We start from the raw sequence: 6,540 nt of genomic DNA on the forward strand, positions 1-6,540 counted from the left end.
TCTAAGGAACTAGAAAAAAATGATGGTTCTCTACTCGGGTACGACCTGCCCCTTCTCGCAACGCTGCCGCCTGGTCCTGTTTGAAAAAGGCATGGACTTTGAAGTGCGCGATGTCGACTTGTTCAACAAGCCGGAAGATATCTCGACCATGAATCCCTATGGTCAGGTGCCGATCCTGGTGGAACGTGAATTGATCTTGTATGAATCGAACATCATCAATGAATACATCGACGAACGCTTCCCGCATCCGCAACTGATGCCGGCCGATCCGCTGATGCGCGCCCGCGCGCGCCTGATGCTGTTCAACTTTGAAAAAGAACTGTTTGTGCACGTGCATACGCTGGAAAGCGAACGCGCCAAGGGCAACGACAAGAGCCACGACAAGGCCCGCGCAGAAATCCGCGACCGCCTGACCACGCTGGCGCCGCTGTTCCTGAAAAACAAATACATGCTGGGCGACGAGTTCTCGATGCTGGACGTGGCGGTGGCCCCGTTGCTGTGGCGCCTGGATCACTACGGCATCGAACTGTCGAAGACCGCCGCGCCGCTGATGAAGTACGCCGAGCGTATCTTCTCGCGTCCTGCGTACATCGAAGCGCTGACGCCGTCGGAAAAGGTGATGCGCCGTTAATGGTTCATTGAAGCACTACGGCGCGTGGCCGGCCTAGCCTGGCGGCGCGCCGTGTTTTACCGCAGTCTGGAAGACCCATGTCTGAAATCTCAACCAAGCCCTACCTGCTGCGCGCCATCTATGAGTGGTGCACCGACAGTGGCTACACCCCCTACCTCGCCGTCAAGGTCGACGCCGGCACCACGGTGCCGATGGAATACGTCAAAAAAGGCGAGATCGTGCTCAATATCAGCTTCGGCGCCACCTCGGGCCTGAAGATGGACAATGACAGCATCCGCTTCCACGCGCGCTTTGGCGGCGTGTCGCGCGAAATCTACATCCCGGTCAACAACGTGATGGCCATCTACGCCAACGAAAATGGCCAGGGCATGGCGTTCGAGCCGCAGCTGGGCCAGCAGTCGGTGCCGGAGCAGGACGAAGCCGACGCCGAAGCAGCGCCACTGGCGCCGGTATTGTCGGCCGTGCCGCCTGCAGCCATCGACGCAAAAACCGAAGCGCCAGGCACGCCGGGCGACGACAACGATCCGCCTAAAAAGGGCGGCCGTCCTACGCTGACCCGTATTAAATAGCGTATAATTCGCCCCGTAAAAGTCACGCCGACTTAGCTCATTTGGTAGAGCAGTTGATTTGTAATCATCAGGTGGCCAGTTCGAAACCGGCAGTCGGCACCACACAAAACGCCTTACGTGCAGTGTACGTAAGGCGTTTGTCTTTATTTCCACTCTTCTCTCAAGCGACTGCAAACGTGACGCGGAAAAAAGAAACAAAAGAATCCCGCTCAGGCACCTTCACCGACAACATGAAGCTGCCGTTGCATCGCTGGTTCCGCTACTCGGCGGGCTTTTCGGCCGAGTGGGTGGAGAACACCATCCGCGAACACCAGCCCGGCGCGGACTACACCGTGCTGGACCCGTTTGCCGGCTCCGGCACCACCCTGCTGGCGGCCGAGCGCGTCGGCGTGGTCGCCTGGGGCCTTGAGGGCCATCCTTTCGTGGCGCGGATTGCGCGTGCCAAACTGCTGTGGCGGGAAGTCGAGCCCGGCGTATTCCTGGATGCAATCGCCACGCTGCTGGAACAGGCCGCGCGCATCGATGCCGCGCCGGAGACGGATTCGGAGCTGCTGCAAAAGTGCTATTCGCCGGAATCGCTCGCCAAGCTGTTCGCTCTGAAGACGGCATTCCTGGAGCGCGACACCGGCAGCGCGCTCGATCAGCTGCTGTGGCTCACCCTGACCGCCGCCCTGCGCGCCTGCAGCCATGCCGGCACCGCGCAGTGGCAATACGTGCTGCCGAACAAGACCAAGGCCAAGGTGCTGGATCCCTTCGTGGCGCTGGAAGAAAAAGCCGCACAAATCGCCGAGGACTTGGCGTTCGCACAGCGCGAACACAGCGCACAAGCTACCATCTTGCAGCATGACGCCCGCAATACGCCGGCAATTCCGCCCAATTCCATCGATCTGGTAGTCACTTCGCCGCCCTATCCAAACAATTACGACTATGCCGACGCGACCCGGCTGGAAATGACGTTCTGGGGCGAGATCAAGGGCTGGGGCGACTTGAATAATGCCGTAAGAAAACATATCATCCGTTCATGCTCGCAACATTCGGCTGCCGACAAGATCAAGCTGGAGGTCATCCTGCAGGAAGCCGCGCTGGCCCCGATCATCGACGAGCTGGGTCCGGTCTGCCAGGAACTGGCCGAGGTGCGCCTGACCAAGGGTGGGAAGAAGACCTATCACACCATGATCGCCGCCTATTTCCTCGACTTGTCGCGGATCTTCCAGATGTTGCGGCCGCTGTGCAAAGCGGGTTCGCGGCTGTGCTTGGTGATCGGCGACTCGGCGCCTTACGGCGTGCACGTGCCGGCGGAAGAATGGCTGGGCAAACTGGCGCTGGCTGCGGGCTTCAAGAGCTACACCTTCGAGAAGATCCGCGACCGCAATGTAAAGTGGAAAAACCGCAAACATGACGTCCCCCTGCATGAGGGACGGCTCTGGATAGAAGGGTAAGGCATGGCCGATTCGCCGTCGCACAAGTTTGGACAACTCATTGGTGATTTGCTGGAAGACATTATGGTTCCAGAACTCCAGGCTTTTTGCGATGAGCGCGGACTATATCTCGACAAGAAAGGCGCGCGCGGCGCGGCGCGCGGCGGTAAGAAGGTCACCTGGGTCGACAAGTTCGGCAACAACCACGACCTCGATTTTGTGATCGAAAAAAACGGCACCGCCCACAAGCGCGGACGGCCGCTGGCCTTCATCGAAGCGGCATGGCGACGCTACACCAAACATTCCCGTAACAAGGCGCAAGAAATCCAAGGGGCCATTCTCCCGATTGCGGAAAAGCACGTATGGGACCAGCCGTTCCTCGGCACCGTGCTGGCAGGCGAGTTCACCGATGGCTCCGTCACGCAGATGCAGTCCTCCGGCTTCAAAGTCATGTACTTCCCGTATGATACGGTTGTGTCGGCGTTCGCCGCCGTTGGGATTCATGCCGCATTTGGTGAGAAAACGCCGCATGCAGATTTTCAAAGGGCAATTGACCAGGTCGTGGCACTCAGCGCGACACAGCGCGACACGCTGAGAAACAGCCTCATTGAGAAAAATTCCGCCTTGCTGGCCACTTTCTTCAGCAATCTGAAGGACGCATTGGACCGCAAAATACAACAGATCGTTTTAATTCCGCTGCACGGGGGTGAAAATCATTTCACCGACTCAGCACAAGCCCGCAGTTTCATTAACGCGTACAACACGGCGGCGGGGCACGACTACACTTTCCGTCGATTCGACATTATGGTCGTGTACGACAACGGTAGCAAAGTCCAGCTCCAGTTCGAGACTAAACCGGAAGCAGTTGAGTTCCTGGAATACATCGCCGGCGCCTGACTTGGCGCCAAAATCCACCTTTGAATATGTAGAAATATTCCATCCGTGCCGGCCGGAGGCTGGGCTACACTGGGCGCTTCATTCCACCTCCACGGAGCCCCGACATGACCCGCAAGACCGCCGCCGATTTCGATCCCGAAGTTCTCAAGCTGTTCGACCAGTATGTGCACGGCGGTATCAGCCGGCGCGATTTCCTGTCGTCGGCCACGCGCTATGCGGTGGGCGGCACCACGGCGGCCGGCCTGCTCACCGCGCTGAGCCCGAGCTTTGCCGCGCCGCTGGTCGCAGCCGATGACCAGCGCCTCAACGCCCGCTTCGTCGAGATCCCTTCGCCCGAAGGCAATGGCAAGGTGCGCGGCTATCTGGTGTCGCCAAAAGCGGCCAAGGGCAAGCTGCCGCTGGTGCTGGTGGTGCACGAGAATCGCGGCCTGAATCCGCATATCGAAGACATCGCACGCCGCCTCGCGCTGGACGGCTTCATCGCCTTCGCGCCCGACGCCCTGTTCACACTGGGCGGCTACCCCGGCGACGAGGACCAGGCCCGCGCCCTGTTCGGCAAGCTGGACCAGACCAAGACCCGCGCCGATTTCGTCACCGCCGCGCGCTGGCTGCACCAGCAGCCGGACGGCAACGGCAAGCTGGGCGTGGTCGGCTTCTGCTACGGCGGCGGCATCTCCAATTACCTGGCAACCCAGTTGCCCGAGCTGCAGGCCGCCGTGCCGTTCTACGGCGCCCAGCCGAAGGCCGAGGATGTCCCGCGCATCAAGGCCCATCTGCTGATCCACGATGCCGGCAACGACGAACGCATCCGCGCCGGCTGGCCGGCCTACGAGAAGGCGCTGAAGGAAGCCGGCGCGCACTATCAGTACCACGTCTACGAACGCGTCGAGCACGGCTTCAACAACGACACCACGCCGCGCTACGATGCCGCCGCCGCCAAGCTGGCCTGGCAGCGCACGGTTGATTTCTTCCGCGCCCGCCTGGCCTGAGCCTAAGGCGCGGCAGCGTAGCGGCGCGTCAGCGCATCGACCTCCTGGGCGCCATGTGCGCCCAGCCAGGTCCACACCGCTTCCACCTGCTCGCGATGCTGCTGGTAGTAGGCCCGGTTCGCGCCCAGCCACATGTAGGAATTGCGCACCGGTTTGTCGAGCCGCATCAACTGGTTGCCGTAGCGTGCCTGCACGTACCCATCCAGCGCGGTGGGGGTCATCAGCGCCAGCGTGAAGCCGTCCACCCGCTTCAGGCGCAATTTATCGAAGTTGTTCCACGAGCTGAAGCTGCCGTCGTCCACCTGCAGGCCGGCCGCCTTGAGCTGGGTCGCCAGCAGCGTGCCCTGGTTGGCCGCCAGCGTGTGGGTTTTGAAGTACTGCATCGGATCGGTGGCGGGCGACAGCTTGTCGGCGCTGCGCACGAAGACATAGGCGGTGATCGCCAGCGCGCGCTTGCGGTCGACGGCGCCGTCGGCGGTGTTGGCCACCACGTAGCCAGCCTGGCGCTCGTCGGGGGTGTCGGCAGGGGCGATATCGATGGTGCCGCTCACCAGCGCGATGCGCACCCGCGCCACCGGCAGCCGCACCAGCACCACAGGGCAGCCGACGCTGCGAAACGCCTCGCGGAACAATTCCACCAGCACGCCGGGCTGCGCCGGCACCTCGCTGCCGTTGCCCATGTAGTAAGGCGCCCGTTCGCGGTCGGAATAGCCGACCCGCACCGGCTGGCAGGCCTCGGCGGCCGACGCGCCGCACGCAACGAGTAATAACAGGCTAAGCCAGCGCTTCATTAGCGATCCCAAGAATTACGTCGAGTATAGCGTGGCTTACTCATAACGCAACATGGCATGTTGCCATTCGGGATCATCTTTTGCCTTGCGCACCACCGGCGCGATCTTGTCGTACACCGCCGTCATCCCGCGCGGCACCAGGAAACGCCGCTCGGTCTGGCGCGACGGCAGTGGGTAGACCAAAAAGGCGTCCGGCTGGTGGTGCTTGCGGTAGTAGCGCAACACCGACTCGGCCAGCGCCACGCTGTCGAGCCGCCCCAGCCGCAACTTCTCGAGGTTGTGCTCATCGCTGAGGGCATCGGCGCGCACCAGGCCTTGCTGGCGCATCCATTCATGCAGGTCGGGATAGCTGTAGCCCAGCACCATGCCCAGCGAGCCGCCAGTGAGCGTGCCGGTAGTGCCCGGTGTGTAGCGGCTGCCGGGCGGCAGCGCCACCACGTAGCGGTCGAGCGCGAACGGCGCGGTCCACAGGTATTTTTTCTGTGCGCTGTCGTCGAACCAGTGCGGCATCATGCCGATGACGATGCCATCCAGCTCGCCGCTTTCGGCTTTCAGTTGCAGACGCTTGCGCGGCAGGTAGACCAGCTTGAAGCTCAGTCCGCCCAGCTTCTGCCGGTTCAGGTAGGCCACCATGTCGGGATAGATGCCGGAGCCGTCGGGCAGCACCAGCGGCGCCACTTGCGCACTGGTGTAGACCGGGATGACCTCGGCCTGCGCCGCTCCGCAGAGCACGCCGACCCACAGCATTGCCAGAACGGCCAGACATTTTTTCATAAAGACACAGCGCAGAATGGTCGATCCATTCTGCGCTGTAACTAAAGCCCGGTCAACAAATCAAGACTTGGCAAATGCAAGGAAGTCGGCGTGGAACTTGTCCTTGTGGGTGTCGGTCAGGCCGTGCGGTGCGCCCGGGTAGACCAGCAGCTTGGCGCCCTTCACGATGTTGGCCGAGGCGATGCCGGCGGCTTTGATCGGCACGATCTGGTCGTCGTCGCCGTGGATCACCAGGGTCGGCTTGTCGAACTTTTTCAGGTCGTCGCGGAAGTCGGTTTCCGAGAACGCTTTGATCGAGTCGTAGGTGTTTTTAAAGCCGCCCTGCATGCCCTGCGCGTACCACGCCTGGATGATGCCTTGCGAAGGCTTGGCGCCGGCGCGATTGTAGTTGTAGAACGGGCCCGAGGCGATATCCAGGTACAGCTGGCCGCGATCCTTGAGCTGGCCGGCGCGGATGCCGTCAAACACTTC

The 6,540-nt window shown here is 61.6% G+C and carries 8 protein-coding genes and 1 tRNA gene; 6 read left to right on the plus strand and 3 right to left on the minus strand.

What is annotated here, in order from left to right; genetic code table 11:
• The first annotated feature begins 19 nt into the window (after positions 1-19).
• From BMZ70_RS24290 to BMZ70_RS24315, 6 genes are all read left to right on the plus strand, one after another.
• Positions 20-631: a glutathione S-transferase N-terminal domain-containing protein gene (locus tag BMZ70_RS24290; RefSeq protein ID WP_072788101.1), complete on the plus strand. Its 612-nt coding sequence runs from the start codon at positions 20-22 to the stop codon at positions 629-631.
• Positions 632-708: 77 nt separating this feature from the next.
• The gene (locus tag BMZ70_RS24295) at positions 709-1,200 is read left to right on the plus strand and encodes a ClpXP protease specificity-enhancing factor (protein WP_092280327.1); all 492 of its coding nucleotides are present in this window, start codon (positions 709-711) and stop codon (positions 1,198-1,200) included.
• A gap of 26 nt (positions 1,201-1,226) precedes the next feature.
• Positions 1,227-1,302: transfer RNA gene (locus BMZ70_RS24300), tRNA-Thr, on the plus strand.
• Positions 1,303-1,376: 74 nt separating this feature from the next.
• On the plus strand, positions 1,377-2,639 hold the full coding sequence (locus BMZ70_RS24305; RefSeq protein ID WP_373922553.1) for a DNA methyltransferase: 1,263 nt from the start codon (positions 1,377-1,379) through the stop codon (positions 2,637-2,639).
• Between the two features lie 3 nt (positions 2,640-2,642).
• The gene (locus BMZ70_RS24310) at positions 2,643-3,515 is read left to right on the plus strand and encodes a DNA methylase (protein WP_092280331.1); all 873 of its coding nucleotides are present in this window, start codon (positions 2,643-2,645) and stop codon (positions 3,513-3,515) included.
• Between the two features lie 104 nt (positions 3,516-3,619).
• Positions 3,620-4,504, plus strand: a complete 885-nt coding sequence (locus BMZ70_RS24315) for a dienelactone hydrolase family protein (RefSeq protein WP_092280333.1) — start codon at positions 3,620-3,622, stop codon at positions 4,502-4,504.
• 2 nt (positions 4,505-4,506) lie between these two features.
• On the opposite strand, the gene BMZ70_RS24320 is transcribed toward BMZ70_RS24315, so the two are convergent.
• From BMZ70_RS24320 to BMZ70_RS24330, 3 genes are all read right to left on the minus strand, one after another.
• A complete protein-coding gene (locus tag BMZ70_RS24320; RefSeq protein ID WP_092280335.1) occupies positions 4,507-5,295 on the minus strand; it encodes a type 2 periplasmic-binding domain-containing protein in 789 nt (262 codons plus the stop codon).
• 36 nt (positions 5,296-5,331) lie between these two features.
• Positions 5,332-6,069, minus strand: coding sequence for a type 2 periplasmic-binding domain-containing protein (locus BMZ70_RS24325; protein ID WP_092280337.1), 738 nt, complete (start codon positions 6,067-6,069; stop codon positions 5,332-5,334).
• Between the two features lie 60 nt (positions 6,070-6,129).
• A partial coding sequence (locus BMZ70_RS24330; RefSeq protein WP_139212902.1) for an alpha/beta fold hydrolase occupies positions 6,130-6,540 on the minus strand: 411 nt, incomplete at its 5' end.

This window comes from Duganella sp. CF402 (genome assembly GCF_900109645.1).
Classification (GTDB): domain Bacteria; phylum Pseudomonadota; class Gammaproteobacteria; order Burkholderiales; family Burkholderiaceae_D; genus Rugamonas.

What these genes read in the sequence shown, in the direction of transcription:
- BMZ70_RS24295 (WP_092280327.1), top strand. Translation starts at nt 709, where the DNA reads ATGTCTGAAATCTCAACCAAGCCCTACCTGCTGCGCGCCATCTATGAG.
- BMZ70_RS24310 (WP_092280331.1), top strand. Translation starts at nt 2,643, where the DNA reads ATGGCCGATTCGCCGTCGCACAAGTTTGGACAACTCATTGGTGATTTG.
- BMZ70_RS24290 (WP_072788101.1), top strand. Translation starts at nt 20, where the DNA reads ATGATGGTTCTCTACTCGGGTACGACCTGCCCCTTCTCGCAACGCTGC.
- BMZ70_RS24325 (WP_092280337.1), bottom strand. Translation starts at nt 6,069, where the DNA reads ATGAAAAAATGTCTGGCCGTTCTGGCAATGCTGTGGGTCGGCGTGCTC.
- BMZ70_RS24315 (WP_092280333.1), top strand. Translation starts at nt 3,620, where the DNA reads ATGACCCGCAAGACCGCCGCCGATTTCGATCCCGAAGTTCTCAAGCTG.
- BMZ70_RS24320 (WP_092280335.1), bottom strand. Translation starts at nt 5,295, where the DNA reads ATGAAGCGCTGGCTTAGCCTGTTATTACTCGTTGCGTGCGGCGCGTCG.